Here is a 23,932-nt window from a genome sequence, read left to right as displayed (position 1 = left end):
GAAGCAGTTCAAAATATCCTAGTGTTATGCGGACTTAAAATGTTCTTCATAAATTTCAGAAAGCATATCATGGAAGCCCCAACCAATCCCTCTTGTCTCAGTGACTAGTTCTTGACACCTCTCTTGAAATAGAGATTGTAGTTCGTGCCTAACAATAAACTTAGCTGCGTTGAGATACATACTCTCCATGCTGTTATAAAAAGGTTCTTCAATATCCCCGTAGGCGTTGGTGAATTTCACACCCATTTCGACATAATAGATCATCAAATCAGCTTGCAAAACGCTTGTGCCAGCCACCTTCTTAAATTCTAGAACCGCCTTGCGAGCGACGGAGAGTCTTGCTTTACCATACCCGCGCTCTGGGAAAAACTCATGTTTGATGATGGCTTTATAGTCGTTACTCAGTTCAACATCCCCCAGGGGAGAAAGCCGGGCCTGGTAATAGCTTTTAACAACCGAGAACTAATTGAACAACTCAACTACTTCGGCCATTAAATCGGCTTTGGATAAATCATTAAGGTGACGTTTTAAGGTAGAAACTTTAGTCGAGGTGTTGGTCATATCAATCGCTATTGCAGCTTGGCTTGAATCTCCGCAAATTGGGCTGGGGTCAAGATAGTTTTCAGTTCGGCGATTGCTCCTTCCATAACATTCTTAACTCGGACTTTTTGGCGAATGTTAAGATCAGCGGATTTTAGGGCATCACGGGTGGTTGCGCCTTGGGACAAGCTGGCCTGGAACTTTTGTAGTTGCGGTGGAGTTAGAATCCCCTCAATATTGCTGTGAATCTGTTTTTGGAGTTGAACAATGCCCTTGATTTGGGGCGGAGTCAGGCCAAGTTTGTTCGCATCCTCTGCACCAATTAAAGACAGATCGGGTGGGGGTGCAGATTGGGATAAAGCTAGAGAAGCCGAACCCATCCAGACAAAACCCGATAAAACCAAGGCCGAGAACAGCTTATTCATCAATCAATGACCCCTCAATATTCCAAACTAGATGACGATTCAAGTTTACCGTGATCCTCGGTTAGAACTTTTCTAGAATTTCACCCATATCGAGGGCATCCATCAACTGAGCTAAGGCTTCCATATCCTGACTATCATAATCTCGTTTCCAGAGTAATTGACTAATTTGGTTTGTTAGGGATGATGTCAACACTTTTGTGCTTTGCACTCGGTCAATCAATCGCTGAATCATCATGGAATTCTAGCCCCCCAAAATCTCTAATGAACAATACAGCTAAACCACAACCGACTCTGCCTCAACGCTCTCCTAATCCCTTAACAGTTCTCTAAGATGGCCTTTATATTCTATTAGATATAAGTCGAATGAATAAAATGTGTATCAAAGAATTAAGAAAAGTTGAAATTCCCAAGAGTGACCGGATATACTTGAAGTCGAATTTTGTATAGCTCACAACAAACTCGCATGGCATAAGGAGGTAAAGCAACTTGGCCAGAAGGCGTAAGCGGAAAAGTCGTCGTCGTCTTGAGGGACGGAGAATCTTGGAGTGTGTACCTCAATTTAGCATTGAAAGTGGTGAGGACAAACCTGTAACGGCGGCCCGCAAGTTTATTCAATCAAAGGAAATCCCTCCTCCTGCACTACTCCTTGTCAAACGCAACGAACACACCACGGATCGCTATTTTTGGGCGGAGAAAGGGTTGTTTGGGGCTCAGTATGTTGAAGAGAATCATTTTCTCTTTCCCAGTCTTCGAGAGCTAGCAGAAGAAAAGGTAGCAGCGGGCTAATTTCTACGGATTAATGTCTCTGTTCACTCCACTCTCCAGCACTCTTTAAGTTGATAACATTTTAATAAAATTGGTTGAGTCCGGTTGCGGAGTTTTTTGAGGTTTCAAGAAATTTCCTGGCCTGGCTCAATATTTTCCTGTGGAGATTTGTACCTACCCACAGATATTACCCCAGAGAAAATTATTATTCATACCTGATTATTCTGGGTGGCCTGTAGGCTAAAGGTATAGTCACGGTTGCGCGTTATGTTTTTCAGTGTTGTCATTCCGACCTACAATCGTCTGCCAATTTTAGAAAAGTGTTTGCGGGGCCTGGAAGCCCAGTCCTACGGGGCCAATCTGGGAATTGATGGCTATGAGGTGGTAGTGGTTGATGATGGCTCGACGGATAGCACCGTTCCGTGGCTCCAGGCCAACCCGACAGAATTCCCCCATGTCCGACTATTTCGGCAAGATCATCAAGGGCCAGCTGCAGCCCGCAATTTAGGGGTTCTCCAGGCCCAAGGGGACACGATTATTTTTATTGATAGTGATTTGGTTGTCACGGAAACGTTTCTCCAAGCCCATGCCATTGCCCTGGGTCAAGGACAAAAAGAACTGGGGCATGATCGCTGTTTTACCTACGGTCGGGTGATTAATACCTCTAATTTTGAGGAACCCACCGCCGAACCCTACAAAATTACCGACTTTTCGGCTGCCTTTTTTGCCACCGGAAATGTTGCCATTGCCCGTCATTGGTTAATCGAAGCCGGCCTCTTTGATCGCAGCTTTACCCTCTACGGTTGGGAGGATTTGGAACTGGGGGTACGCCTGAAAAACATGGGTCTGAAACTCATCAAAGCTCCCACTGCGGTTGGCTATCATTGGCATCCTCCCTTTAGCTTGCAACAAATTCCCCACCTGATTGACCAGGAAATTCAACGGGGGCGGATGGGAGTGATTTTTTATCAGAAGCATCCCACCTTTGATGTCCGCCTCATGATTCAAATGACCTGGCTCCATCGGATTTTATGGGGACTTTTATCCTTGGGCGGGCAACTCAATGAACGGACGTTAGCCCCAGTCTTGCAATGGTTAATTGACCGCGGTAAACCCCAGCTAGCCCTAGAGGTAGCCCGGATTTTCCTGAATTGGTATAACGTCCAAGGGGTTTATGGGGCCTATCGGGAATGGCAACTAGCTCAATCTTCCTCTACTTGAGCTTCATCATGGGGATGGGCGACGGAATTTGCCGAAACTACAGCCCCTTTATCCAGTTTTTCTCGCACTAGGTTCTCCACTTTCCGAGCAAACTCGGGATTATCTTCGAGGTATTTGATCGTATTGTCCCGGCCTTGGGCAATATTATCTCCCTCATAGCTGTACCAGGCCCCGCGCCTTGTGATGACATTGGTTTCTTCGGCCATATCAACAATGCAGCCGAGGCTGGAAATGCCCTTCCCAAAGATGACATCGAACTCAGCAACGCGGAAGGGGGGAGCGACCTTGTTTTTAGCCACTTTGACCTTGGCTCGAATTCCAAATTCTTCTGTGCCTTTTTTAAGGGTCTGGACTCGGCGAATATCTAAGCGTACCGAAGCATAGAACTTGAGGGCGTTACCCCCCGTCGTGGTTTCGGGATTCCCATAGGTGACGCCAATTTTCTGCCGGAGTTGGTTTAAGAAAATCACGGTGCAGCCAGTTTTACCGATATTCCCCGTAATTTTTCGCAGGGCCTGGCTCATCAATCGGGCCTGGAGGCCAACGTGGGTATCCCCCATTTCGCCTTCAATTTCTGCCCGTGGAACTAGGGCTGCCACCGAGTCCACCACCACCACATCCACAGCCGTTGAGCGCACCAGTTGATCGACAATTTCCAGGCCCGCTTCCCCCGTATCGGGTTGGGCCACCAGGAGGTTTTCAATATCTACTCCCAGAGCCGCAGCATAGGTTGGATCCAAGGCGTGTTCTGCATCTACAAAGGCGGCCACTCCCCCGGCTTTTTGAATTTCGGCCACGGCGTGCAGGGCGAGGGTTGTTTTCCCGGAACTTTCTGGCCCATAGATTTCGATGACACGCCCGCGGGGAATCCCACCGCCCAAGGCCAAATCTAAGGTTAAAGCCCCGGTGGGAGTGGTTTCCACCCTCATGCGAGTGGCATCTCCCAGCCGCATAATGCTGCCTTTACCAAAACTTTTTTCGATTTGGTTGACAACTAAGTTGAGGGCTTTTTGCTTCTCAGGACTGCTTGCCACATCTGCCATAGGGGCCTCGTTCAATTGCTAGATTGCTGGTCAATTCACCTATCTTAAGGTATAGCATCAGGCTAACTGACTCCCTGAATTGGGTGGGCGATGCCCTCTGACGGACTCAGGAATTAGCCTCAGAAGTCAAGCTGGCCTGCTATTCTACGGTGATCCCAAATCGGGACTTGCTTGGGTGGTCATTGCCCCCTATACTAGAAAGACTTACCCGGTATTGGGATTTTTCACACAACCCAGGCCTGGTTTTAAGCAATTCCCAGGGTTATTATCGCCCTCGGCATCGCTCAACTTTTGCTTAGTAGGATACCCACAGTAAGGAACGTTACATGGCTCGATATCGTGGCCCCCGCCTGAGAATTGTCCGCCGCCTTGGTGAATTAGCTGGACTGACCCGTAAATCTCCGAAACGGTCTTATCCCCCCGGACAGCACGGTCAGGCCCGCAAGAAAAAATCAGAATATGCAACTCGGCTTGAAGAAAAACAAAAGCTGCGGTTTAACTATGGCGTGTCGGAGCGGCAACTGGTTCGCTATGTCCGTAAAGCTCGGCGGGTCAGTGGTTCAACCGGAACAGCCCTACTCCAACTGTTGGAAATGCGTTTGGATAATACGGTTTTTCGGATGGGCATGGCCCCGACAATTCCAGCCGCTCGCCAACTCGTCAACCATGGCCATATCACTGTGAATGGGCGGGCCGTTTCAATTCCTAGCTATCAAGTCCGTCCGGGTGAAATCATTGGGGTGCGCCAACGGGATAACTCACGGCAACTCGTGGAGGCTAACTTACAAAGCCCAGGCCTGGCTAATCTCCCGACCCATTTAGAGTTTGATAAAAATACCTTCACGGGCAAAGTCAATGGCGTTGTCGAGCGGGAATGGGTGGCCTTGCAAGTCAATGAACTGCTGGTGGTAGAATACTACTCCCGTAAGGTTTAATCCCTGCTCAACTCCGGTGGTCATCATGGCAGAAGCCTATTTGCTGGATAAACTCCGGTCAGTCGAACAAACCTTTGAGGAACTCACCAAGCGAATGGCCGACCCAGATGTGGCTGTGAACCCTGATGAGTTTCAAAAGGTGGCAAGGCATCGGGCGGCTCTAGAGGAAACTGTTGATACTTACGGGGCCTGGAAAAAAGCCACCCAAGAACTCAGCGAAGCCAAGCAACTGCTGCGGGAGTCTGCATCCGATGTAGAGTTGCGGCAACTCGTGGAGGAGGAAGTCACGGAACTGAGCCAAACGGTCGAGAGCCTGGAAAGCCAACTCAAAGTCCTCCTCTTGCCCCGGGATCCCAATGATGACAAAAACATCATGTTAGAAATTCGGGCTGGAGCCGGTGGGGATGAAGCTGGAATTTGGGTCGGGGATTTGGTTCGACTCTATTCCAAATACGCCAAAACCCAGGCCTGGCAGGTGAGCTTAGTCAGTGAATCCTTGGCGGAAATGGGGGGCTTCAAAGAGGCCATCTTGGAAATCAAAGGGGAACGGGTCTATAGCAAGTTGAAATATGAGGCGGGGGTGCATCGGGTGCAGCGGGTGCCAGCGACTGAAGCTGGGGGGCGGGTTCATACCTCCACTGCGACTGTTGCGATTATGCCGGAAGTGGATGAAGTGGAAGTTCAAATTGACCCGAAAGATATTGAAATGAGTACGGCTCGCTCCGGTGGGGCAGGGGGGCAAAACGTTAACAAGGTTGAAACAGCCGTTGATTTATTCCACAAACCTACGGGGATTCGGATTTTTTGTACGGAAGAACGCTCGCAACTGAAAAACAAAGAACGGGCCATGCAAATTCTCCGGGCCAAGTTGTACGACATCAAACTCCGGGAACAGCAGGGGGCCATCACAGATCTACGCCGGTCACAGGTGGGCACAGGGGATCGGTCTGAGAAAATTCGCACCTATAACTATAAGGACGATCGTGTCACAGATCACCGTTTGGGCGAAAACTTCAGTTTAGGGTCTGCCTTGGAAGGTGAGATTGACTCAATCATCCAGGCCTGTATCAGCAAAGATCAACAAGCCCAACTCGCCCAACTGGCTGCCGAACAAAACTAAATCTGAGTAAACTTATCCTGTGATCGATGGGGCTATGTTGCTTCCCAGCGAGTTATGCAGAAATAAAGCCCCTCTACTGGATAACCTACAATGTTTGAGGGAAAGCAGCCTTAGCTTAAAGAAAAGATGGGTATGACAAGTGAATCTTTTGAAGAAATGCTTACAGGAGGGCATCCAAACTCTCTTGGTAGAACAATTGAGGTGGTTAATATAGTATTGACTGATTCCACAAGACTTTTGGATTTATACAATTGTTATTTCAGTGCTGATGAAGTTGTTCGACTTCGCACATCTAATGCCATTAAGAGAATATCTTTAGAAAATCCTGAATGGCTTATTCCGTATATTGATAAACTTATTTCTGAAATATCAAATATTAAGCAACCCTCAGCGCAGTGGACTTTGGCAAATTTATTTCAGACTCTTTCGGTCTTTATGTCAGAGACGCAGAAAAACAATGCGAAGAAGATTCTTCAAAAAAATCTTGAAACTTACACAGATTGGATCGTCTTAAATAATACGATGGATACCCTAAGTAAATGGGCAAAAAAGGACTCGATATTGAAAGAGTGGTTATTGCCACATTTAGAGAGATTGGCTCACGATCCTAGGAAATCTGTTGCGGGGCGAGCCAAGAAAATCAAGACAGAGTTGAGGTGAGCCTAAATCAGGGACTTTTAATCAAATCTTATGACAATCTGCATAACGGTGTATTGGCTTTGTTCTACAATGCTTGGCAGTCTAGGAGTCATTGTTTGAGGGAGTGCCCGTATGGATGCAAATTGAAAATTGGATATTGAATTCCTGTCAAATTCATTAGTGTTTTTATACTCTACCTATTTGCATTTGCATTGTCTTCAAATGACGTTTCAAAGGAGATTCGGGATCAATATCTCCTCCGAATACTGACCCGCAGGGCAAACAGGCCAACAAAAAACGTTACCAGGCCCAGGCCCATGAACCAGGCCCCAGGTAAGGCCAGAACATTAAACCCACGTAGAAGGTAAAGGACTAGGCTCAATCCGGCCAGTCCCCAAAAAAGGCGTGCGGCTCCTGATAATGGCATCGGCGTGGGCTGAGATTTCTAAACTAAGGGCTGGCGGGGGTTTCCAGTTGTCCGCGCAGATTCGCTAAGGTTTGGGTCAAGGCAATCAACTCGGCCTGGAGTTGTTGGGTGGTGCTAGAGGCCGGTTTGGCGGTTGTCGGGACAGAACGATTATCGAGGATTGTGTCCACAAATTTGCGGGCCTGCTGCTCCGTCACCTGACCTTTTTCGGCCAAAGTTTTAGCAACAGCATGAATCTTATCGCTGGAGGGATTGGTAATCAGTTGTTGGACTTGGGCCAGGGTGGCATCCCGTTTTTGGCTATCTTGGACAGATTCCACCACGGAAGAGACTGCCCCAATGGCTGCATAATAGCTTTTTTGGACAAGTTCCACTGGATTTGGATTGCTCATGGGATAATTCCTGAACTGGCTAAAATAATTTAAGGGTGCTGAGGGGTTGGGACTCAGTTGGGGTCTCTAATCGCACTATACCGATAAATTGCTTAATTTTGCTTCACTCTATACACTCCCTTGGATGTGATCTTGTGTCTCAAGCCTTAACCAATGCTGCTTTATCCTCCCCAGCGACCGATCTATGGGTGAGTTGGGATGATTATCATCGGTTGATTGAGGCGTTGGCCGTCAAAATTTATCAATCGGGATGGGAGTTTAATCAGATTCTCTGCTTGGCTAAAGGGGGCTTACGGGTTGGGGATTTGCTGAGTCGCTTATTTAATCAACCGATGGCGATTTTGGCTGTATCTTCCTATGGGGGAGAGGGAAATCGGGTGCGCGGATCCGTTACCTTTAGTCGTGACTTAACAATGACTACGCCAAATCTGGGGAGCCGGGTTTTAATTGTGGATGACTTGGTGGATTCGGGGATCACGATGCAAAAAAGCTTGGCCTGGCTAGACCGGAGTTATGGCTTTTATGTGGAAGAAGTCAAAACGGCGGTACTGTGGCAAAAGGCTTGCTCTGTCTTTACCCCCAATTATGTTGTCCAATATCTACCTCATAATCCCTGGATTCACCAACCCTTTGAACGCTATGAAGTCTTGACTGCCCAGGAACTCGCCGCTGAACTAGGCTTGACTCCGGTCTCAAATCAATAACCTATGAGCTTACCGACCAGTTGGCATCGCCGCCATATTCTTTCTCTGTCTGACTTTGGCCTGGAGGAACTCAATACCGTCCTTAAGACTGCCCAGAGTTTCCAAGAAGTCCTCAGCCGTCGCACTAAAAAAGTCCCGACACTCCAGGCCAGGGTGGTTGCCAATCTTTTTTTTGAAGCCTCGACCCGCACCCGCAACAGTTTTGAGCTGGCCGCCAAACGCCTCTCCGCCGATATTCTCAACTTTGCCCCTGGGACTTCCGCGCTGAGTAAAGGGGAAACCATTCTCGATACGGCCAAAACCTTCTGGGCGATGGGAACTGAATTTATGGTCATCCGCCATCAACAATCGGGGGTTCCGGCAACTATTGCGGCTGAGATGGATCGTCTAGGCGGTCAAGTAGGTGTGCTGAATGCGGGAGACGGTTGCCATGAACATCCTTCCCAGGCCCTGTTGGATTTATTCACACTCTCGACCCTCCTCAACCCAGAAAACCCCCAGGCCGGGAGTCTCGCAGGAAAAAAAGTTGCCATTGTCGGGGATGTGCTCCATTCACGGGTAGCGCGCTCCAATCTCTATAGCCTCAAAACCGCCGGAGCTGAAATCCATCTAGCCGGGCCACCCACGCTCCTCCCGAAAAGCTTTGCCAACTATGGAGCCAAAATTCACTGGCAGTTGGAACCCGCCCTCGAAAATGCTGATTTTGTCATGACCCTGCGCCTCCAAAAAGAGCGGATGGAGCAGCAACTCATCCCGAGTTTGCGCGAATACCACCAGACCTATGGCATCACCCACCAACGTCTGAAACTCTGCCACCCGGATGTGAAAGTGCTGCACCCAGGCCCTGTGAATCGTGGTGTTGAAATTAGCTCAGCGTTGATGGATGACCCCGGATTTAGCCTGATTCAAAACCAAGTTACCAGTGGCGTGGCCGTGCGGATGGCCTTGTTATACCTGATGGGCAGTCATGGGCAATAGCTGAATCGCTGTTAATAGAGCTTGCGTCGCAGCCACTGACCATTCACCCTCCACCCGCCGCCCCGAAATCAGCATCAGCCTCAAACTGTAGGCCTGGGGATTACCCGACACTTCTAACCACACCCGCTCGGTTTCCGCTTCACAGGCCAGGGCTTCTTCCGGCATTAGATGGGCTTGCATCTCAGTCATTTGGCTAGCCAGTTGTTGCAAAAGGGTCGAGAAATCCTGCATTTCTGCAGCCGTTAATTCCACCGCCCAGTTATCCGTTCCTAAAAGCCCCTGAAATTCTTGCTCAGACTGATCCCACCCCAATCGCCAACCCTGCCCCTGATGAATTTGTTTGGTCATAGTGGTTCAGAACAACAGAGTGTCTTAAAACGCTGGGCATTAGAGACCTTGAAAGAAATCTGCAATCGGAATTGTTAAGCCCGAAATCACCGCTTCACCGCTGAGAACATCAGCAGACTTCAATAAATACTCAGGTTCTTGGGCACTGTGATAGACCAGATTGAGGTAGGGCCATGAATTCGGCATCTGTCCAATTTTTCTTTTGTATTTTGACTTTAGATGTGGCAGTCACTGCTGATTCTCCCCATAATATCTGGTTAAGGTAAAAGGAAACGAGCATCTCCGGTGGGCCTGGGGCGGGGTTGGGGGGGTGGGGCTAATAAATCAGCTTCTCCAGGCCTGGGGGCGGGCCCTAATTGGGGGGTAGGGGGTGCCACAGCGGGGATCGGCGAGGCAGTTTGAGCCGGCGGGCTGAGAACTATTTCCCGATCCCCATACAAGGTGGCCAGGATTTTCAAGAGGGATTGGCGTTGGGCATAGGTCAGGGTTTGAATGGCCGCAATATCCTGGGCCATCGGGTTCGTGCTTAAAAAGTTTCGGCCGGGGTAGGCGGCTGGCTCTAAATAATCGTTCAAGCCTAAGTAATCAGCAAAGGTTAACTGCCAATCGAAGCGATAAAAGGGAGAGCGTCCCTTAACACTAGTGTGGTACTGGATAAACCGTTCAACTAAGGTGCTATCTGTGGCAACGGCCCCGCTATCCTGCCGGAGATAGGTATTTTCCAGGGGCAAGTCCGGGAGAGCTTGATAGATTTGGCTCGCCGCTTGTTTGGGGCCAAGATAGGTTTGGGCCTGGCTGCTAGGAATCAACTCTTGGCTGTGGAAACCCATCAGGGCAACTGCCACCAAGACAACGGTTAACCAAAACCACCTGGGCCCCATACACCATGCTCCTTAATCAGCAAGAATCTCCGGCTGGGTCAGTTCATCCGACATCTCCAGAATGGCGCGAGTAATGGGTTTAATGGTGACTTCATCAAATTCTTCATTATCCAAGGCTCGGCGCTGTTTAGCTCGCTGGGCAACTTGGACGGTAATTCGATAGCGGTTGGAGGACGCTGCGACCAATTGTTCGGCCCGGCGCATAACCTCTGTATTGTTTTCCGTGAGACGCTTTTGCATGGAGATTCTAGACTCAAGGGGTATCCCTCCACCTTAGTTGATCAACTTGGGCCTTGCCAAGACAGCGTCCTGAGGGTGACTGATTTAGGGCTAGATGGGTAATTTAGAACGCATTTCTGTAGCAACGTTTCTAGGATTTGAGGCGATGATTCGCGATCTGCCAGGATATAAATTTGCGCACCGAGAAGCGTCTCAGGGACATTTATATCCCAAGCCAACGCCCAGGAGAGTCTAGAATGTAGCGAATGTAACAGATGCCGACCCTAGTCCTCTCCATACTGGCCTAGATTAGAGGGCCAAAGACAAGCTATCCCCGGCCTGGTTGTTGCCTCTCTACCCTGCTGCCCCTGCCACAGACTTAGCCAAATCCAATTTGCTTTCCAGGGCTTTTTATTATTTTCCCGTATTTATATGGACTAACTCATGAAACGGCGTTCACTTTTAGTTTCCATTGGCCTGTTTTGCCTCAGTCTTTTGTTAATTGTCAGTTGTACAACTGGCCCCCAAACCTCACCAGATGCCACGTCCTCCAGTCCCAAAGTGAGCTTAGGTTTTAGTGCCTGGCCGGGCTGGTTCCCCTGGCAAATCACGGCTGACAAGGGAATTTTTGTAGATAACAACGTTAAGGTGGATCTCAAATGGTTTGATGGGTATTTGGAATCCATTAATGCTCTCAATGCCAAGCAATTGGATGCCAACAGCCAAACCTTGGGAGATACAGTCAGTTCCTTAGCAGGTGGAGCGGATTTAGTCATTGTTTTGGTGAACGATCACTCAACCGGAAATGACAAAATCATTGTTCGGGAGGGAATTAATTCGATTCAAGATCTCAAGGGCAAGAAAGTGGCTGCTGAAGAAGGCACTGTCGATCATTTTCTCCTCCTCCAAGGCCTGAAGAAAGCGGGCATGACACCAGACGATATTGAATTTGTGCCATTGGAGACAGGACAGGCTGCTACGGCATTTGTCGGTGGACAGGTGGATGCAGTGGGGGTGTTCCCGCCCTTTACAACCCAGGCCCTCAAACGCTCCGGCAGTAAGACCCTCTTTACCTCCAAGGACTTTCCTGGCTCAATTTCTGATCATTTAGTTGTAACTCGGGACATGGTGGAGCAACGCCCAGAACAAGTTCAAGCCTTAGTGGATTCTTGGTTTGCCACCCTGGATTTTATGGCTAAAAACCCTGATGTTTCGACTGAGATCATGGCGAAGCGAGCAGGGGTGACTATTCCTGAATATAAAGAGTATGCGGATGGGACAAAAATCTTCACCCTGGCAGAGAATATTGCCGCCTTCCAACCTGGAGACACCATGAATAATCTTCCCTTTGCGGCTGAGCAGTTTAGTGACTTTCTGATGAGTGTGGGACTGATTCAGGAGAAGCCAGACTTAAGCAAACTCTTTGATGATCAGTTTGTGAAAGCGGCGGCTGCCAAAGCCCAACCATCCTGAGGACTAGGGAGCCAGAGTCTTAAGTTAATTACCCTTCGCTGAGAGTTTCATGACCGCCTCCAGTCCCCACCCGATTCAAAGGTATCTCAGACAGCAATCTCTCCGTCCTACAGTCTTTTGGCGGCTTGCGGAAGATATTCCCCGGCCCCTGAGCACAACCCTGGTGATTATTTCTGTCTTGCTGCCCTTACTTTTCTGGTGGGTGGCGACAGCGGCTTTCCCGATAGATCCCAAGTTCTTGCCCTCACCGGGTCGCGTCCTGCAGGCCTTTGGGCATCTCTGGTCAACGGGTGAACTGCAAAAAGATACCCTCGCTAGTTTGGGCCGGGTTGGCCTGGGGTTTTTCTTGGCGGTGATCTTCTCTGTACCGATTGGCATCCTCATGGGCAGTTTTGCCAGTGTGCGCTCATCCCTGGAGCCGCTGTTTGGCCTGATTCGCTATATGCCTGCCCCGGCGTTTATTCCCCTATTAATTTTGTATTTGGGAATTGGGGAGGAACCCAAAATTGCCCTGATTTTTATTGGCTCTTTTTTCTTTAATACCTTAATGGCGATGGATACCGTCAAGTTTGTCCCCAAAGATCTGATTGAAGCCACCTATATGTTGGGGGGAAATCGGCGCGAAGTTTTAACCCAGGTGATTGTCCCCCATGTGTTACCGGGTGTCATTGATGCTTGCCGGATTAACTTGGCAGCGGCCTGGCAGTTGGTCATTGTTTCGGAACTGATTGCCGCTACGGAAGGTTTAGGACGGCGGATTAGTGTGGCGGGGCGATTTCTGAAAACCGATGAGATTTTTGTGGGTTTGATTGTGATTGGGATTATTGGCTTAAGTTTTGATTTGTTTTTTCAGTATCTATTACGCCTGAGTTGTCGCTGGGCTAGCCAACGCCGTTAAGTTTCTTCACTGCAAGGATAACCCTATGTTTTTAGAAGTTGATCGCCTCAATAAAGAATTTGCCACCCGTTTAGGCCCCTTGGTTGTCCTCAAAGATATTAATTTAGGAGTAGCACAAGGGGAATTTGTCTGCGCAGTCGGAGCATCGGGGTCTGGAAAATCTACCCTCTTACGGCAAATCGCTGGCCTGGATCAGCCCACTAGTGGGGAAGTTCGGATTGGCGGAAAAATCGTCACTGGGCCGGGGCCAGATCGGGGAATGGTGTTTCAGCATTACACGCTCTATCCCTGGATGAATGTCCAACAAAATACAGAGTTTGGCCTGAAGTTACAGGGCGTTCCAAAACAGATTCGCCGCGAACAGGCCAGTTACTATCTCAATGTGGTCGGTTTGACCCAATTTGCCAAATCTCTGCCCAAGGAACTGTCTGGTGGGATGAAACAACGGGTCGCGATTGCCCGAGCCCTGGCCGCAGAGCCACAAATGTTGCTGATGGATGAACCGTTTGGGGCCCTGGATGTACATACCAAAGAATCAATGCATGAGTTTATGTTAGACCTCTGGCAACGGACAGGCATCACTATTTTCATGATCACCCATGATGTGGAGGAGGCTGTTTTTCTCTCCAATCGCATCTTTGCCTTGGGCGCACGACCGGGGACTGTACGTAAAATTATGAATATTAATCTACCTAACCGCGGTCATACCATTAAACGGAACTCGATTTTCCATGACTACCGGGATGAGTTGATGGATTTATTACGACAACATGGTCAAGAAGCCTTAGCCGTTGCTTAACCAAACTATAGCGTTACTCATTTAAGGCTCTTATTAGGGCAAGTCAGGCCATGCTTTATGGGCAGTCTTTCTAAGATTTCTATTCTCTCAGAACAGTCTGCGTAACGCTATCCTTCCAGATTGTTCTAAAACTGCTCTTGGGGCATTGTCATTGAAAAAGAGCTAGGGGGATTCCCGACTTTGGGTTGCCGATCTTGAAAGCCACCACATAACCACAAAAATGGCATTAAAATTATCACGAGAAGAATAACAGAGGTACTAACTGTCAGGGCTAGGGATAATGACTTATCGGCAAACATAGCAATTACAACCCTATATTTTTCTCAGTTCCTAATGCTCCTATTCTCAGATGAGCGACTCAAGGAGGCACTGTAATAAGTCACCAGAATGTTGTGATTTACCCCACAGTCGGCTAATGTTTACCAGGCCCCTAGGGGTATTCCCATCAGTTTTGGGTTAGGGACGAGAGACCGCCGAATGGTGACGCTCATACCACCGCCAGGGAATATCTTGTCCTTGGGTCAGGCCAATCCGGGTTGTTTGCACCAGATCCCCCTGCCAGTTCCGTGACCGAGGTTCTAGCCAGAGACCTGTTTGAGGAGCTAGCCACTGTCCCGAAAGATGTCGCTCAATCTCGAAGACCCGGCAGAGTTTTCCAGGCCCGGCGGCCCACCGTTCTGGTTGCTGGGAAGGAGAGACTTGAGGAGAATCGGCTAACTGTTGGATTGTTTCTGGAGCCAAGCTAACCGCCCGGATTAAGACAGCACTGGGCAGGCCTTCAGCTTCCGTCACCAAATTCAGACAATGATAGATGCCATAGATGAGATACACATAAACCAGGCCTGGGGGGCCAAACATGGGTTGATTACGGGGAGTTTGTTTGCGATAGCCATGACAGGCTGGGTCTCCAGGCCCGTAGGCTTCGGTTTCCACAATCATGCCCCGCCAAATTTGCCCCATCACTGTGCGCCGAACTAACCAGCAGCCAACTAAATCGGGAGCCACTTCTTGAGCCGGACGGGCTAACCAGCAAGAAGGGACTGGCTGAGAAGTTTGAAGATTAGTGTCAATATCCTGAGAGCAAGACTGAGCCATTGGCACGAATTAAAAGCAAAGTGTTATGGTTTCTTTGGGTTGTTCCAACGCTTGGGAGCATCCCTTGATTGTAGGTGAAGCCCCAGGAGTGATTGCTGTGGAAGCTGTAATTAATGTCAAAACTGTTTTGCTAGCGATAACGCCGATTTTTATTGTCATGTGCTTATTTTTTGGGACACGCAATGGGTTTTATGACACCGACAAATATCACGGCAATGGCTCAGCCCACTAAACTCCCTGAACTCTGACATTACTGTAGTGGTTGTCCTTGACTGTTTAGCCCATGGAATTGGCAGTGGCCCGGAAGGGGTTTGCCTGCGCCTGCGATTGGGCCCCTATCGGATTTTGCTGGACTGTGGTCTGAAGTCTTTAGAACGATTGCCCCCCCCGCCGATTTAGTCCTCTGTAGTCATGCCCACGCCGATCATGCCCAGGGGTTACTACAACTCCATCAACTGTTTCCCCAATTGCCCATCTATGCCAGTGAAGTCACGACCGATCTGCTCCCCTTGAATTGGCTGGAGGCGGATGCGGTTCCCAGCTTTTGTCGGGCCTTACCTTGGCGATCCCCTGTGGAATTTGGGGAGGGCTTAACGGCAGAGTTATTTCCAGCCGGACATTTACCAGGAGCGGCGGCATTTTTGCTCACCTACACCCCTGATGATCCAGCCCAGGCCCCCTGTAGTGTGTTTTATAGTGGTGACTTTTTTCTTTCCCATGCCCGTTTTGTGAATGGGTTACCCCTTGAGGCTGTCCGGGGGTTGGCTCCAGATGTGTTGATTCTGGAAGGAAGTTTAGGCACAGCGCGCTATCCCCATCGCCGTCAACAGGAAAACCAATTAGCGGAAATGATTTACCAGGCCCTCAAGGGTGGCCAAAACGTCATCTTGCCCTTACCGCCGTTGGGAATGGCCCAGGAATTGTTGCTCTTGCTGCGGAGCCATTATTTATTTACAGGTAAAGCAATTAATATTTGGGTGGATCGGGAAATTGCCCAGGCCTGTGATGCTTATTTGGCGATTTTGCCCCATCTGCCCACCTCGGTTCAGAACTTTGCCCAACATCAATCCTTATTTTGGGATGAACGGATTCGCCCCCATGTCCATCATCTCGATACTGCCCCGATTGGAGTGCTCAACACGCTGCCCAGTATTGTTTTAGGAGATTGGCAAGGGGATTTTACAGAGTTAATTGCAACTCCCGGCCGACCTTGGTTGATGCTTCTGCCCCCAGCAACACCCGTGGATCCGGATCCGATTGGAGCCGCCCAGGCCCAATATGCCCCCCTGATTGCGCGCAACCAACTGGAATTAGCCGAATTTAGCCTCAGTTTTCATGCCGACGGCCCCGCGACAACCCAGTTAATCCACAATCTCCGCCCCCAGCACGTTGTCTTGATCCATGGTCGCCCGGAAGAATTAGCTGATTTAGCCGGCCTGGAAGAGTTAAGTAATCGCTACCACATCCATACACCCCAAATTGGCAGTCAGACGGATTTTCCCCTCGGAGAACTCCCCCTCCAGGCCAGCCAAGCCCTGACCAATCCAATCTATGAAGGAGAGGTGACGGAATGGGGGGACCGGGTGGTGATGAGTTTGCCCTGGGAATTAACTACTGATAAGCGTTGGCAAGGGTTTGCCGATACTGGCCTGGTCAGTGCCACTTGGCAAGGGGATAGTCTAGTGTTGCGGGGGTTAAGCCAGCGGGAATTATTGCGTCCTCTCCCCAATTCCGTCAGCCAAGCGCAAGAAGCTTGTAATAACTGTGAAGCCTATCGGCAACAACGGTGTTGGAATACTAGTTCGCCCCTGTATTCATTTAAGGTGGCTCCAGAAGGCTATTGCCCAGAATTTATCAGACGTGAACCTTAAGTCGGGCGCGATTGTAACCAGGTTTGCCAAACGATGCCAAATTCTCTTTCCCAGGCCGGTAAGGTGATCCCAAAGGTTTGTTGGAGTTTTTGACAGTTAAGCCGCGAAAAAGCTGGACGTTGGGCCGCAGTTGGATAGTCACGGGTAGAAATGGGAATTAATTCCGCCAGGGGATGAGAGCTAGATTCTGCCAGGTGAGCCACGATGTTTTCAGCAAAGCCATACCAACTGGTGAATCCTTGGGCAGTGAGATGATAAAGTCCGGTTAAAGTTTGCCAATCAGGAGTAGCCAAAAGTTGCGCTAAGATTTGGTACGTTATTCTGGCAATCAAAGGGGCAGAGGTTGGCGACCCGATTTGATCATTGACGACTGAGATCTGTGGCCGAGTTTGGGCTAATTTGGCCATGGTTAAGAGAAAGTTTTTACCTCTGACATCATAAACCCAACTGGTTCGTAAAATTAAATGATTTTGGGCCTTGGCCTGGATGGCTTGTTCCCCGATCAGTTTGGATTGACCATAGGCATTGATTGGAGTTGTTGAATCCGTTTCTAAATAGGGAGTTGAGCTTGTTCCATCAAAGACATAATCTGTGGAATAGTGAATCAATAATCCGCCAATTTTTTCAACCGCCACAGCTAAAACACCTGGGACTGTTCCATTAATTTCCAGTGCTAATTCTGGTTCCGATTCGGCTCGATCTACAGCGGTATAAGCAGCAGCATTGATGACAATATGGGGTTGATGGGTACGGATTACAGTTTGAATTGCTGAAGAATCAGTTAAATCTAAGGTCAGTTGTGTTCCCTGTCGGGCAATGGGAATTATTTCTAAGGGAAATGTGTCGATGCGCTTGAGTGCTAATCCCTGTTGCTGTAGCTGCCAACCAACTTGACCATTGGCTCCAAGAATCATCACCCTTAGGGAAGAGGCTGCTGATAGGTTAAGCATTAGGGATAGTAGGGAATTTGGTTAAAGAACTTCCCGGCCTGGTCTTTCTCAGAAAGGATCAGTTGGGCTGGATCAGTAATCGGCCAATGGATATTTAAGGTTGGATCACTCCAGAGCAGGGTATGTTCATCATCCTTGTGATAATAGTCTGTGGTTTTGTAAAGAACTTCTGCCACATCGGATAGTACTAAAAAGCCGTGGGCAAAGCCAGGCGGGATCCAAAGTTGATAAAAGTTTGTCGCACTCAAAGAAACTCCCAGCCACTGCTTAAAAGTCGAGGAAGATTGGCGTAAGTCAACCACAACATCATAAATTTCACCCCTGATCACTCGAATCAACTTACCTTGGGGATAATGAAGTTGGTAATGTAAGCCCCTCAAGACTCCCCGCTGTGACTTTGAGTGATTATCCTGGACAAAATTGACCCCAGACTGAGTGGCAGATTTAAAGTTCTTCAGGTTAAAACTTTCCAAGAAAAAGCCCCGTTCATCCCCAAAAACTTGCGGCTCAATTAACAGCACATCAGAAATCTGCGTCGGTGTTACCTTCATCGTCCCAGGCCCCGCGGCAATGAACCTTGTGATTCTTCCCACAACTGCATTAAATAGGCTCCATAGCTACTTTTAACTAACTTGGTGGCCAGGCCATAGAGTTCCTCTGCGCTGATGTATCCCTGGACATAGGCAATTTCTTCGGGACAGGCAATTTTAACCCCCTGGCGGGTTTCTAAGGTGCGAATAAACGTGCTGGCCTGTTGTAAGGAGTCATGGGTCCCCGTATCCAACCAGGCAAAGCCCCGCCCAAGTCGTTCAACGTTGAGTTGCCCTTTTTCTAAATACAGCCGATTCAAATCCGTAATTTCTAATTCTCCCCGGGCTGAAGGGTTTAACTGGGCGGCTAGTGTTGATACTTGAGAATCATAAAAATAGATCCCAGGGACAGCATAGGCTGATTTGGGTTGCATCGGTTTTTCTTCAATGCCAATGACCCGGCCCTGGGGATCAAATTCAATCACCCCATACTGTTCCGGTTGGGCAACCTTATAGCCAAAAATCAAAGCCCCAGTCTCTAACTCTGTGGCCTGCTGGAGGACTTCCGCTAAGCCTTGCCCATAAAAGAGGTTATCCCCCAAAATTAAGCAGACGGGTTGACTGGCAATGAACGATTCCGCAATCAGAAAGGCCTGGGCTAATCCTTGCGGTTTTGGTTGGACAGCATAGCTAAACTGTAAGCCCCATTGTTGTCCTGAGCCTAAGAGAGCTTCAAACAGATGGAGGTGTTCTGGGGTGGAAATAATCAAGATGTCTCGAATGCCCGCTAACATTAACACCGAGAGGGGATAGTAAATCATCGGCTTGTCATAAATGGGCATCAACTGTTTACTAATCACCTGGGTGAGGGGATAAAGTCTTGTGCCAGAGCCGCCTGCTAAGATAATTCCTCTCATGGTCTAATTCCGTAATGTTGGGCCAGCCAGTTTTGATGGGCGGGAGTGTTGACAGCATTGACCCAGGCCTGGTGCTGTAGATACCATTGCACTGTTTTTCTTAAACCCGAATTAAAGGTTTCCTGGGGCTGCCAACCTAACTCCTGCTTAATCTTTTCACAGTTAATCGCATATCGTCGATCGTGGCCGGGTCGGTCTTTGACAAAGGTAACTAGGGATTGATAATCAAATCCAGATTTTGGCACTAATTCATTGAGTAAATTACAAATCACTTTGACAACTTCGATATTGGTTTTCTCACTATTACCGCCAATATTATAGGTTTCGCCAATTTTGCCTTGTTCTAAAACGGTATAAATTGCCCGACAATGATCTGCAACATAAAGCCAATCACGAATATTTAAGCCATCGCCATAAATCGGTAAGGGTTGCTGGTTCAAGGCCTGGCTAATAATCAAGGGGATCAGCTTTTCGGGAAATTGATAGGGGCCATAGTTATTGGAGCAGTTGGTGGTGATCGTGGGTAGCCCATAGGTATGAAAATAAGCCCGCACTAGATGATCGGCACTAGCTTTGGAGGCGGCATAGGGACTGTTAGGGGCGTAGGGTGTCGTTTCTAAAAATGCTGGATCATCCGCGCCTAAACTCCCGTAAACCTCATCCGTAGAAATGTGAATAAAGCGAAATGCTGATTTCTGGGGTTCATTTAGACCTTGCCAATAGAACCGAGTTTCCTCTAAAAGATTGGCTGTACCGACGACATTGGTTTGAATAAAATCATTGGGATTGGCAATGGAGCGATCCACATGACTTTCAGCGGCAAAATTGATGATCGCATCGGGTTGATAGTCATTGAGTAATTGCTTGATTAGGATACGATCCCCAATATCTCCACGAACAAATTGATAATTGGGTAATTGACTCAGGGCCTGGAGCGTCTGGGGATGACTAGCATAGGTGAGTTTATCAAGATTAATGATTTTGGTGTTGGAGCCGGACTGAGCTAGAACGATAAAATTACTGCCAATGAACCCCCCGCCACCGGTCACTAATAATTTTTCCATCTGATGATCATTAATATCCTACTGCCCCAATCTAACTCATCTAGCCTCAGATAATCGGATAAAATCAATCAAGTTTACGGTCTGAATAGCCATTATCCAGTTCTTTCAGGTAAACCCTCAGGGGGACTCACAAAGGCTGGAACATCCTCATAAATATCTGCAATTGCACAGGTAAAATTAAGGCTAGGAAGTATCAGCTGATCCGAGGCTCCCAGGGGGGTGAGCAGCCATTGATTGATCCCTTGTCGCTGGTAAACATCTAGGTGCATTTCGGTTTGGCTAACGAGCAGGTAATATTCAAGGGAGGGAATGGTTTGATAGGCCTGGAATTTACGCCCCCGATCAAACGTTTCTGTGGTTGGTGAGAGAACTTCCAGCACCAGGCGCGGATGGTTAAGAATATCATCTGTGGTTCGGCTATCTCGCGGATCGCAGCTAACAACTAAGTCGGGATAAAAATAAGCCCCTGCTGCTGGAACATTCACCTTTAAGTCATTACTGTAGGGTAAACAAGGCTGTCCGCGCAGTTGCTGACGAAAAAGAGTGACTAAATTAACGGTAATTAACACATGAATACGGCTTGCTCCTGCCATTGCATAAATTTCGCCTTGACAATATTCATGCTTAGTCTCACTGGCGGCTTCAAAAGCGAGATATTCTTCTGGACTATATGGAGAAGGCAGAGGATTGGCAATCATGACTTGGCCTGGAGTCTGTTCTGCTTCAATCTTGACATTTCTTAGACAGAAAGGATGGGATTTCAAGAATATTCAAGTTCCAAAAGTTAATATGACTACGCGCTACGCTTTGCTACTCAGCCAAATAGCTGATCATTCTAGAGACGTAATGAGTCAAGATAATTAAGTAAAAATTATCTGGCCTGAAATGAGCAATGCAAAATACAATTATCTTACTCACCGCCTCTGACTGCATTAATTACTAAAATTCTTAACACAGGTCTTAGGATGCACTGCCGATGACTGGCCAACCCCACTTAAGCATTTGTATTCCGGCCTACAATCGTCCCGACTGGCTCCGGCGTAATCTTGACTCTATCATCTCGAAAAATCAGGACTATTCCAATCAACTAGAAATCATTATTACTGATGATTCTACGACCTTGGCCTGTCAAGACATTGTTGATTCAGTCTTAGATTGCTGGCCAGGCCGGTGGCGATATATTAAAAATCCAGTCCGATTCGGCATGGTTAAAAATTGGAATTATAGTCTTGAATTAGCCACAGGTGATTATGTTTTAATTCTTCATGATGATGATTATTTACTAGATTATGGGTTACTAAAAATTCTCAAAACTATTCAAACTCACCCCGAATATGCCCTGATTTTGTTTGGTGTTCATCTGGTTACGGATCAAGAAAAACTAATTCGAGTCCAAGCCCCGCGTCGTTACCACTACTTATGCCCTCAACAGGCCATATATCAACTCCTGAATCAATCCTCATTTGTGCGGTTCCCCGGCCTGGTCATTAAACGAGAACTTTTTCAGGACTACGGCTACTTTTCCCAGGAATTTGGTGCAGCAACGGATATTGAAATGTGGTTACGGCTGATGAGTCAGACCGGGGTGTATTGTGTCCCTAAAACAACGGCAGCCTATCGAATCCATACCCAGGCCCTGACGATGGGAATGTTTAATCTGCAAACCCTGAGCCAACTCCGCAACATTTTTAAGCTGGCCCAAACTACAAACTTATTAACAGCGTCAGAATTGCACCAGGCCGAAGCTAATTTTCTCCATCAATTTATTTTGGCCGGAACCGTGCGTTTTCTTAGACAGAATCAATGGCCCACAGCCCAAGCCGTGTTTAACCTCTTTGAGTCGGATGCGATGGCCGGGGTTGGCAATTCACCCAAATGGCGGGGATTGCGCTGGGGGCTAAGGGGGGTTTGGCACATGGGGCAACTTTGGGGGTTACTCAGGAGAACCTATAATTAGCTCAACTTAAACCAATCTGGAAATGACATAACATGGTGCGGCGTTTGGGATTTTTGGCCCTTTGGCTAGGATTTGTGATTTATGCCTTTGGTTTTGCCCCACCGGATCAACCGGATACCTTGGCCCTAATTCAACGCTTAGTCGGTGGCCCCTGGGCTGGCATTAACCCCCTGATCATTGCCCTGTTCAACATCATGGGAGTTTGGCCGTTTATTTATCTCTGTGTGCTGCTGGTGGATGGGCGCGGGCAAAAAATTCCGGCTTGGCCCTTTGTCGGCGGCAGTTTTGCGCTGGGAGCCTTTGCCTTGTTGCCGTATTTTGTCCTGAGAAACCCTAACCCAGCCTTTAGAGGGGAAATGGACAAAGGCCTAAAACTAACCGAGTCGCGGGGCCTGGCAGTGAGTTTATTAGTTGGGGGTCTGGCTCTGTTTGGCTATGGTCTAACCCAGGGAAATTGGCCGGATTTTGTTCACCAATGGCACACCAGTCGCTTTATCCATGTGATGAGTCTCGACTTTTGCCTATTAACATTACTGTTTCCAGCGGTTTTGGGGGATGATCTCCAGCGGCGGGGCTTAGGGTGGGGCAGTCTGGCCTGGGTGGCTCTGATTCCCTTTTTCGGCCCCTTAATTTATCTCTGTTGCCGCCCTCCCCTCCAACGCACCGGTAAAGTGTATCCAGAAATACAAAATCCTCCCCTAAAATCCGTTTAAGTATGATGCCAAGGTTGTTTTTCGGGTCTGTGAGTCATGAAACCCGACAATCTCTGGCCTGCCTATTCAAAATGTTGGTAGAATATTATATGTCCCTACCTCAGACCTTGTCCGTTTCAGCCTCCCGACCATCTCTAAGAATTGCCAATTTCTCTCGCAGTTGGGGCCATGGGTCAGGCTCGTTAGTTAGGAGTCTATGTTAGCAACCAAAGATCAGCCCCTAGCAGCAGTGTTTCGGCAAATGAGCAGTGGTGTGTTTCCAGCCACAACTGAAACTTACGAACGGGGTAAAACAATCTTTTTTCCAGGAGATCCGGCAGAGCGAGTCTATTTCTTGCTCAAGGGAGCCGTCAAACTCTCACGGGTTTATGAAGCGGGGGAAGAAATCACGGTTGCCTTGCTCCGAGAAAATAGTGTCTTTGGTGTGCTGTCTTTGATTACGGGTAATCGTTCCGACCGGTTTTATCATGCGGTGGCTTTTACCCCCCTAGAGTTGCTCTCTGTCCCAATTGAACAAGTTGAAAAAGCAATGCGGGAAGACCCAGACCTGCCGATGGTGATGATTCAAGGCTTGTCGTCGCGGATTCTCCAAACAGAGATGATGATTGAAACCTTAGCTCATCGGGATATGGGGTCACGTTTGGTCAGTTTTCTGCTGATCCTCTGCCGCGACTTTGGCGTTCCGACCACAACCGGGGTGATGGTTGATCTGAAGTTATCCCACCAGGCCATTGCTGAGGCGATTGGTTCAACGCGGGTGACGGTGACTCGTTTATTGGGGGAACTCCGGGATCAGGGCATGATCTCCATTCAGAAGAAAAAAATCACGGTTCATAATCCCCTCACCCTCAGCCAGCAATTCACATAACTTTGCGACATTCCGTCAGCTTGAGAAAAGCAAGTATCAAAATCTACTGATATGGCGTGACGCAGACCGTTTTGAGAGAGTAGAAATCTTAAAAAGGCCGCCCATACAGCATTTTCTAATGTGTCCCAATCAGAGCCCTAACTGAGTCAGGCGACAGTTC

General features: G+C 48.4%; 31 protein-coding genes and 1 pseudogene. 15 read left to right on the top strand and 17 right to left on the bottom strand.

Going from position 1 to position 23,932, the window contains the following annotated elements:
* Positions 1-24: 24 nt before the first annotated feature.
* The 3 genes and pseudogenes from SYN6312_RS20265 to SYN6312_RS20050 form a co-directional block, all read right to left on the bottom strand.
* Positions 25-450: pseudogene (locus SYN6312_RS20265) on the bottom strand (DUF6155 family protein); the annotation flags it as partial.
* Between the two features lie 119 nt (positions 451-569).
* The gene (locus SYN6312_RS02570; protein WP_015123305.1) at positions 570-965 is read right to left on the bottom strand and encodes a hypothetical protein; all 396 of its coding nucleotides are present in this window, start codon (positions 963-965) and stop codon (positions 570-572) included.
* A 61-nt stretch (positions 966-1,026) separates the two neighbouring features.
* Positions 1,027-1,200, bottom strand: coding sequence for a hypothetical protein (locus tag SYN6312_RS20050; protein ID WP_015123304.1), 174 nt, complete (start codon positions 1,198-1,200; stop codon positions 1,027-1,029).
* Positions 1,201-1,451: 251 nt separating this feature from the next.
* On the opposite strand from SYN6312_RS20050, the gene SYN6312_RS02565 reads away from it, so the two are divergent.
* Positions 1,452-1,751, top strand: coding sequence for a DUF3155 domain-containing protein (locus tag SYN6312_RS02565; RefSeq protein WP_015123303.1), 300 nt, complete (start codon positions 1,452-1,454; stop codon positions 1,749-1,751).
* 246 nt (positions 1,752-1,997) lie between these two features.
* Positions 1,998-2,951: a glycosyltransferase family 2 protein gene (locus tag SYN6312_RS02560; protein ID WP_015123302.1), complete on the top strand. Its 954-nt coding sequence runs from the start codon at positions 1,998-2,000 to the stop codon at positions 2,949-2,951.
* Here SYN6312_RS02560 and recA read toward each other — a convergent pair.
* Positions 2,933-3,994 carry a recombinase RecA gene (gene recA, locus SYN6312_RS02555; RefSeq protein ID WP_015123301.1) on the bottom strand — a complete coding sequence of 354 codons (1,062 nt, stop codon included), beginning with the start codon at positions 3,992-3,994 and terminating at the stop codon, positions 2,933-2,935. The two genes, SYN6312_RS02560 and recA, sit on opposite strands and share 19 nt — an antisense overlap.
* Positions 3,995-4,320: 326 nt before the next feature.
* On the opposite strand from recA, the gene rpsD reads away from it, so the two are divergent.
* The 3 genes from rpsD to SYN6312_RS02540 all read left to right on the top strand — a co-directional run bounded on the left by rpsD (position 4,321) and on the right by SYN6312_RS02540 (position 6,709).
* The gene (gene rpsD, locus SYN6312_RS02550; protein ID WP_015123300.1) at positions 4,321-4,929 is read left to right on the top strand and encodes a 30S ribosomal protein S4; all 609 of its coding nucleotides are present in this window, start codon (positions 4,321-4,323) and stop codon (positions 4,927-4,929) included.
* A gap of 25 nt (positions 4,930-4,954) precedes the next feature.
* Positions 4,955-6,049 carry a peptide chain release factor 1 gene (prfA, locus tag SYN6312_RS02545; protein WP_015123299.1) on the top strand — a complete coding sequence of 365 codons (1,095 nt, stop codon included), beginning with the start codon at positions 4,955-4,957 and terminating at the stop codon, positions 6,047-6,049.
* A 132-nt stretch (positions 6,050-6,181) separates the two neighbouring features.
* A complete protein-coding gene (locus SYN6312_RS02540; RefSeq protein WP_156804729.1) occupies positions 6,182-6,709 on the top strand; it encodes a hypothetical protein in 528 nt (175 codons plus the stop codon).
* A gap of 226 nt (positions 6,710-6,935) precedes the next feature.
* Here SYN6312_RS02540 and SYN6312_RS20695 read toward each other — a convergent pair whose 3' ends face one another.
* Both SYN6312_RS20695 and SYN6312_RS02530 read right to left on the bottom strand, forming a co-directional pair.
* Positions 6,936-7,070 (bottom strand): hypothetical protein, encoded by a 135-nt coding sequence (locus SYN6312_RS20695; protein WP_256377485.1) that lies wholly within the window; start codon positions 7,068-7,070, stop codon positions 6,936-6,938.
* Between the two features lie 68 nt (positions 7,071-7,138).
* Positions 7,139-7,507 carry a hypothetical protein gene (locus SYN6312_RS02530; RefSeq protein WP_015123298.1) on the bottom strand — a complete coding sequence of 123 codons (369 nt, stop codon included), beginning with the start codon at positions 7,505-7,507 and terminating at the stop codon, positions 7,139-7,141.
* Between the two features lie 134 nt (positions 7,508-7,641).
* On the opposite strand from SYN6312_RS02530, the gene SYN6312_RS02525 reads away from it, so the two are divergent.
* Complete coding sequence (locus SYN6312_RS02525) at positions 7,642-8,211, top strand: phosphoribosyltransferase (RefSeq protein ID WP_015123297.1); 570 nt, start codon at positions 7,642-7,644, stop codon at positions 8,209-8,211.
* 3 nt (positions 8,212-8,214) lie between these two features.
* Positions 8,215-9,189: an aspartate carbamoyltransferase catalytic subunit gene (locus SYN6312_RS02520; RefSeq protein ID WP_015123296.1), complete on the top strand. Its 975-nt coding sequence runs from the start codon at positions 8,215-8,217 to the stop codon at positions 9,187-9,189.
* Here SYN6312_RS02520 and SYN6312_RS02515 read toward each other — a convergent pair.
* The 4 genes from SYN6312_RS02515 to SYN6312_RS02505 all read right to left on the bottom strand — a co-directional run bounded on the left by SYN6312_RS02515 (position 9,160) and on the right by SYN6312_RS02505 (position 10,658).
* Positions 9,160-9,537 carry a DUF1818 family protein gene (locus SYN6312_RS02515; RefSeq protein ID WP_015123295.1) on the bottom strand — a complete coding sequence of 126 codons (378 nt, stop codon included), beginning with the start codon at positions 9,535-9,537 and terminating at the stop codon, positions 9,160-9,162. The two genes, SYN6312_RS02520 and SYN6312_RS02515, sit on opposite strands and share 30 nt — an antisense overlap.
* A 39-nt stretch (positions 9,538-9,576) precedes the next feature.
* A complete protein-coding gene (locus tag SYN6312_RS19650) occupies positions 9,577-9,723 on the bottom strand; it encodes a hypothetical protein (RefSeq protein WP_156804728.1) in 147 nt (48 codons plus the stop codon).
* Between the two features lie 71 nt (positions 9,724-9,794).
* Positions 9,795-10,418 carry a hypothetical protein gene (locus SYN6312_RS02510; RefSeq protein WP_015123294.1) on the bottom strand — a complete coding sequence of 208 codons (624 nt, stop codon included), beginning with the start codon at positions 10,416-10,418 and terminating at the stop codon, positions 9,795-9,797.
* A 12-nt stretch (positions 10,419-10,430) separates the two neighbouring features.
* On the bottom strand, positions 10,431-10,658 hold the full coding sequence (locus SYN6312_RS02505) for a DNA-directed RNA polymerase subunit omega (protein ID WP_015123293.1): 228 nt from the start codon (positions 10,656-10,658) through the stop codon (positions 10,431-10,433).
* Positions 10,659-11,081: 423 nt separating this feature from the next.
* Between SYN6312_RS02505 and SYN6312_RS02500 the strand changes: the two genes are divergently transcribed.
* Genes SYN6312_RS02500 through SYN6312_RS02490 form a run of 3 tightly spaced genes read left to right on the top strand, consistent with a single transcriptional unit; the run spans position 11,082 to position 13,807 of the window.
* Complete coding sequence (locus tag SYN6312_RS02500) at positions 11,082-12,110, top strand: ABC transporter substrate-binding protein (protein WP_015123292.1); 1,029 nt, start codon at positions 11,082-11,084, stop codon at positions 12,108-12,110.
* Positions 12,111-12,159: 49 nt separating this feature from the next.
* Positions 12,160-13,008 carry an ABC transporter permease gene (locus SYN6312_RS02495; protein ID WP_015123291.1) on the top strand — a complete coding sequence of 283 codons (849 nt, stop codon included), beginning with the start codon at positions 12,160-12,162 and terminating at the stop codon, positions 13,006-13,008.
* 25 nt (positions 13,009-13,033) lie between these two features.
* Positions 13,034-13,807 carry an ABC transporter ATP-binding protein gene (locus tag SYN6312_RS02490; protein ID WP_015123290.1) on the top strand — a complete coding sequence of 258 codons (774 nt, stop codon included), beginning with the start codon at positions 13,034-13,036 and terminating at the stop codon, positions 13,805-13,807.
* A gap of 125 nt (positions 13,808-13,932) precedes the next feature.
* Here the strand turns inward: SYN6312_RS02490 and SYN6312_RS19645 are convergent, their stop codons facing one another.
* Entirely contained in the window at positions 13,933-14,106 is a 174-nt protein-coding gene (locus tag SYN6312_RS19645) for a hypothetical protein (RefSeq protein WP_015123289.1), read from the bottom strand.
* A 157-nt stretch (positions 14,107-14,263) separates the two neighbouring features.
* Positions 14,264-14,902 (bottom strand): DNA-3-methyladenine glycosylase, encoded by a 639-nt coding sequence (locus tag SYN6312_RS02485; RefSeq protein WP_015123288.1) that lies wholly within the window; start codon positions 14,900-14,902, stop codon positions 14,264-14,266.
* Between the two features lie 25 nt (positions 14,903-14,927).
* Here SYN6312_RS02485 and SYN6312_RS18125 point away from each other — a divergent pair, with 25 nt between their 5' ends.
* The gene (locus SYN6312_RS18125; RefSeq protein WP_051020951.1) at positions 14,928-15,134 is read left to right on the top strand and encodes a hypothetical protein; all 207 of its coding nucleotides are present in this window, start codon (positions 14,928-14,930) and stop codon (positions 15,132-15,134) included.
* Positions 15,135-15,213: 79 nt separating this feature from the next.
* Positions 15,214-16,773 carry an MBL fold metallo-hydrolase gene (locus SYN6312_RS02475; RefSeq protein WP_015123286.1) on the top strand — a complete coding sequence of 520 codons (1,560 nt, stop codon included), beginning with the start codon at positions 15,214-15,216 and terminating at the stop codon, positions 16,771-16,773.
* On the opposite strand, the gene rfbD is transcribed toward SYN6312_RS02475, so the two are convergent.
* From rfbD to SYN6312_RS02450, 5 genes are all read right to left on the bottom strand, one after another.
* Entirely contained in the window at positions 16,770-17,687 is a 918-nt protein-coding gene (rfbD, locus tag SYN6312_RS02470) for a dTDP-4-dehydrorhamnose reductase (protein ID WP_253276449.1), read from the bottom strand. The genes SYN6312_RS02475 and rfbD overlap by 4 nt on opposite strands.
* Before the next feature lie 35 nt (positions 17,688-17,722).
* Positions 17,723-18,274 (bottom strand): dTDP-4-dehydrorhamnose 3,5-epimerase, encoded by a 552-nt coding sequence (rfbC, locus tag SYN6312_RS02465; RefSeq protein WP_015123284.1) that lies wholly within the window; start codon positions 18,272-18,274, stop codon positions 17,723-17,725.
* Positions 18,271-19,170, bottom strand: a complete 900-nt coding sequence (rfbA, locus tag SYN6312_RS02460; protein ID WP_015123283.1) for a glucose-1-phosphate thymidylyltransferase RfbA — start codon at positions 19,168-19,170, stop codon at positions 18,271-18,273. Before rfbA ends, rfbC begins: the two co-directional genes overlap by 4 nt.
* Positions 19,167-20,234, bottom strand: a complete 1,068-nt coding sequence (gene rfbB / locus SYN6312_RS02455) for a dTDP-glucose 4,6-dehydratase (RefSeq protein WP_015123282.1) — start codon at positions 20,232-20,234, stop codon at positions 19,167-19,169. Before rfbB ends, rfbA begins: the two co-directional genes overlap by 4 nt.
* A 92-nt stretch (positions 20,235-20,326) precedes the next feature.
* A complete protein-coding gene (locus SYN6312_RS02450; protein WP_253276409.1) occupies positions 20,327-20,998 on the bottom strand; it encodes a Uma2 family endonuclease in 672 nt (223 codons plus the stop codon).
* Between the two features lie 212 nt (positions 20,999-21,210).
* Here SYN6312_RS02450 and SYN6312_RS02445 point away from each other — a divergent pair, with 212 nt between their 5' ends.
* The 3 genes from SYN6312_RS02445 (at position 21,211) to ntcA (ending at position 23,772) form a co-directional block, all read left to right on the top strand.
* The gene (locus tag SYN6312_RS02445) at positions 21,211-22,191 is read left to right on the top strand and encodes a glycosyltransferase (protein WP_015123280.1); all 981 of its coding nucleotides are present in this window, start codon (positions 21,211-21,213) and stop codon (positions 22,189-22,191) included.
* Between the two features lie 32 nt (positions 22,192-22,223).
* A complete protein-coding gene (locus SYN6312_RS02440) occupies positions 22,224-22,904 on the top strand; it encodes a hypothetical protein (protein WP_015123279.1) in 681 nt (226 codons plus the stop codon).
* A gap of 196 nt (positions 22,905-23,100) precedes the next feature.
* Positions 23,101-23,772 (top strand): global nitrogen regulator NtcA, encoded by a 672-nt coding sequence (gene ntcA, locus SYN6312_RS02435; RefSeq protein ID WP_015123278.1) that lies wholly within the window; start codon positions 23,101-23,103, stop codon positions 23,770-23,772.
* Positions 23,773-23,932: the final 160 nt, after the last annotated feature.

Source organism: Synechococcus sp. PCC 6312 (assembly GCF_000316685.1).
Classification (GTDB): domain Bacteria; phylum Cyanobacteriota; class Cyanobacteriia; order Thermosynechococcales; family Thermosynechococcaceae; genus Pseudocalidococcus.
Note: the sequence above shows the minus strand (reverse complement) of the source record. Positions and strands in the feature narration are given on the sequence as shown.

Excerpts from the sequence above, each read along its gene's own strand:
- SYN6312_RS02570 (WP_015123305.1), bottom strand. The coding sequence starts at position 965 with ATGAATAAGCTGTTCTCGGCCTTGGTTTTATCGGGTTTTGTCTGGATG.
- SYN6312_RS20050 (WP_015123304.1), bottom strand. The coding sequence starts at position 1,200 with ATGATGATTCAGCGATTGATTGACCGAGTGCAAAGCACAAAAGTGTTG.
- SYN6312_RS02560 (WP_015123302.1), top strand. The coding sequence starts at position 1,998 with ATGTTTTTCAGTGTTGTCATTCCGACCTACAATCGTCTGCCAATTTTA.
- recA (WP_015123301.1), bottom strand. The coding sequence starts at position 3,994 with ATGGCAGATGTGGCAAGCAGTCCTGAGAAGCAAAAAGCCCTCAACTTA.
- rpsD (WP_015123300.1), top strand. The coding sequence starts at position 4,321 with ATGGCTCGATATCGTGGCCCCCGCCTGAGAATTGTCCGCCGCCTTGGT.
- prfA (WP_015123299.1), top strand. The coding sequence starts at position 4,955 with ATGGCAGAAGCCTATTTGCTGGATAAACTCCGGTCAGTCGAACAAACC.
- SYN6312_RS02540 (WP_156804729.1), top strand. The coding sequence starts at position 6,182 with ATGACAAGTGAATCTTTTGAAGAAATGCTTACAGGAGGGCATCCAAAC.
- SYN6312_RS02530 (WP_015123298.1), bottom strand. The coding sequence starts at position 7,507 with ATGAGCAATCCAAATCCAGTGGAACTTGTCCAAAAAAGCTATTATGCA.
- SYN6312_RS02520 (WP_015123296.1), top strand. The coding sequence starts at position 8,215 with ATGAGCTTACCGACCAGTTGGCATCGCCGCCATATTCTTTCTCTGTCT.
- SYN6312_RS02515 (WP_015123295.1), bottom strand. The coding sequence starts at position 9,537 with ATGACCAAACAAATTCATCAGGGGCAGGGTTGGCGATTGGGGTGGGAT.
- SYN6312_RS19650 (WP_156804728.1), bottom strand. The coding sequence starts at position 9,723 with ATGCCGAATTCATGGCCCTACCTCAATCTGGTCTATCACAGTGCCCAA.
- SYN6312_RS02510 (WP_015123294.1), bottom strand. The coding sequence starts at position 10,418 with ATGGGGCCCAGGTGGTTTTGGTTAACCGTTGTCTTGGTGGCAGTTGCC.
- SYN6312_RS02505 (WP_015123293.1), bottom strand. The coding sequence starts at position 10,658 with ATGCAAAAGCGTCTCACGGAAAACAATACAGAGGTTATGCGCCGGGCC.
- SYN6312_RS02500 (WP_015123292.1), top strand. The coding sequence starts at position 11,082 with ATGAAACGGCGTTCACTTTTAGTTTCCATTGGCCTGTTTTGCCTCAGT.
- SYN6312_RS02495 (WP_015123291.1), top strand. The coding sequence starts at position 12,160 with ATGACCGCCTCCAGTCCCCACCCGATTCAAAGGTATCTCAGACAGCAA.
- SYN6312_RS02490 (WP_015123290.1), top strand. The coding sequence starts at position 13,034 with ATGTTTTTAGAAGTTGATCGCCTCAATAAAGAATTTGCCACCCGTTTA.
- SYN6312_RS19645 (WP_015123289.1), bottom strand. The coding sequence starts at position 14,106 with ATGTTTGCCGATAAGTCATTATCCCTAGCCCTGACAGTTAGTACCTCT.
- SYN6312_RS02485 (WP_015123288.1), bottom strand. The coding sequence starts at position 14,902 with ATGGCTCAGTCTTGCTCTCAGGATATTGACACTAATCTTCAAACTTCT.
- SYN6312_RS18125 (WP_051020951.1), top strand. The coding sequence starts at position 14,928 with ATGGTTTCTTTGGGTTGTTCCAACGCTTGGGAGCATCCCTTGATTGTA.
- rfbD (WP_253276449.1), bottom strand. The coding sequence starts at position 17,687 with ATGATTCTTGGAGCCAATGGTCAAGTTGGTTGGCAGCTACAGCAACAG.
- rfbC (WP_015123284.1), bottom strand. The coding sequence starts at position 18,274 with ATGAAGGTAACACCGACGCAGATTTCTGATGTGCTGTTAATTGAGCCG.
- rfbA (WP_015123283.1), bottom strand. The coding sequence starts at position 19,170 with ATGAGAGGAATTATCTTAGCAGGCGGCTCTGGCACAAGACTTTATCCC.
- rfbB (WP_015123282.1), bottom strand. The coding sequence starts at position 20,234 with ATGGAAAAATTATTAGTGACCGGTGGCGGGGGGTTCATTGGCAGTAAT.
- SYN6312_RS02445 (WP_015123280.1), top strand. The coding sequence starts at position 21,211 with ATGACTGGCCAACCCCACTTAAGCATTTGTATTCCGGCCTACAATCGT.
- SYN6312_RS02440 (WP_015123279.1), top strand. The coding sequence starts at position 22,224 with ATGGTGCGGCGTTTGGGATTTTTGGCCCTTTGGCTAGGATTTGTGATT.
- ntcA (WP_015123278.1), top strand. The coding sequence starts at position 23,101 with ATGTTAGCAACCAAAGATCAGCCCCTAGCAGCAGTGTTTCGGCAAATG.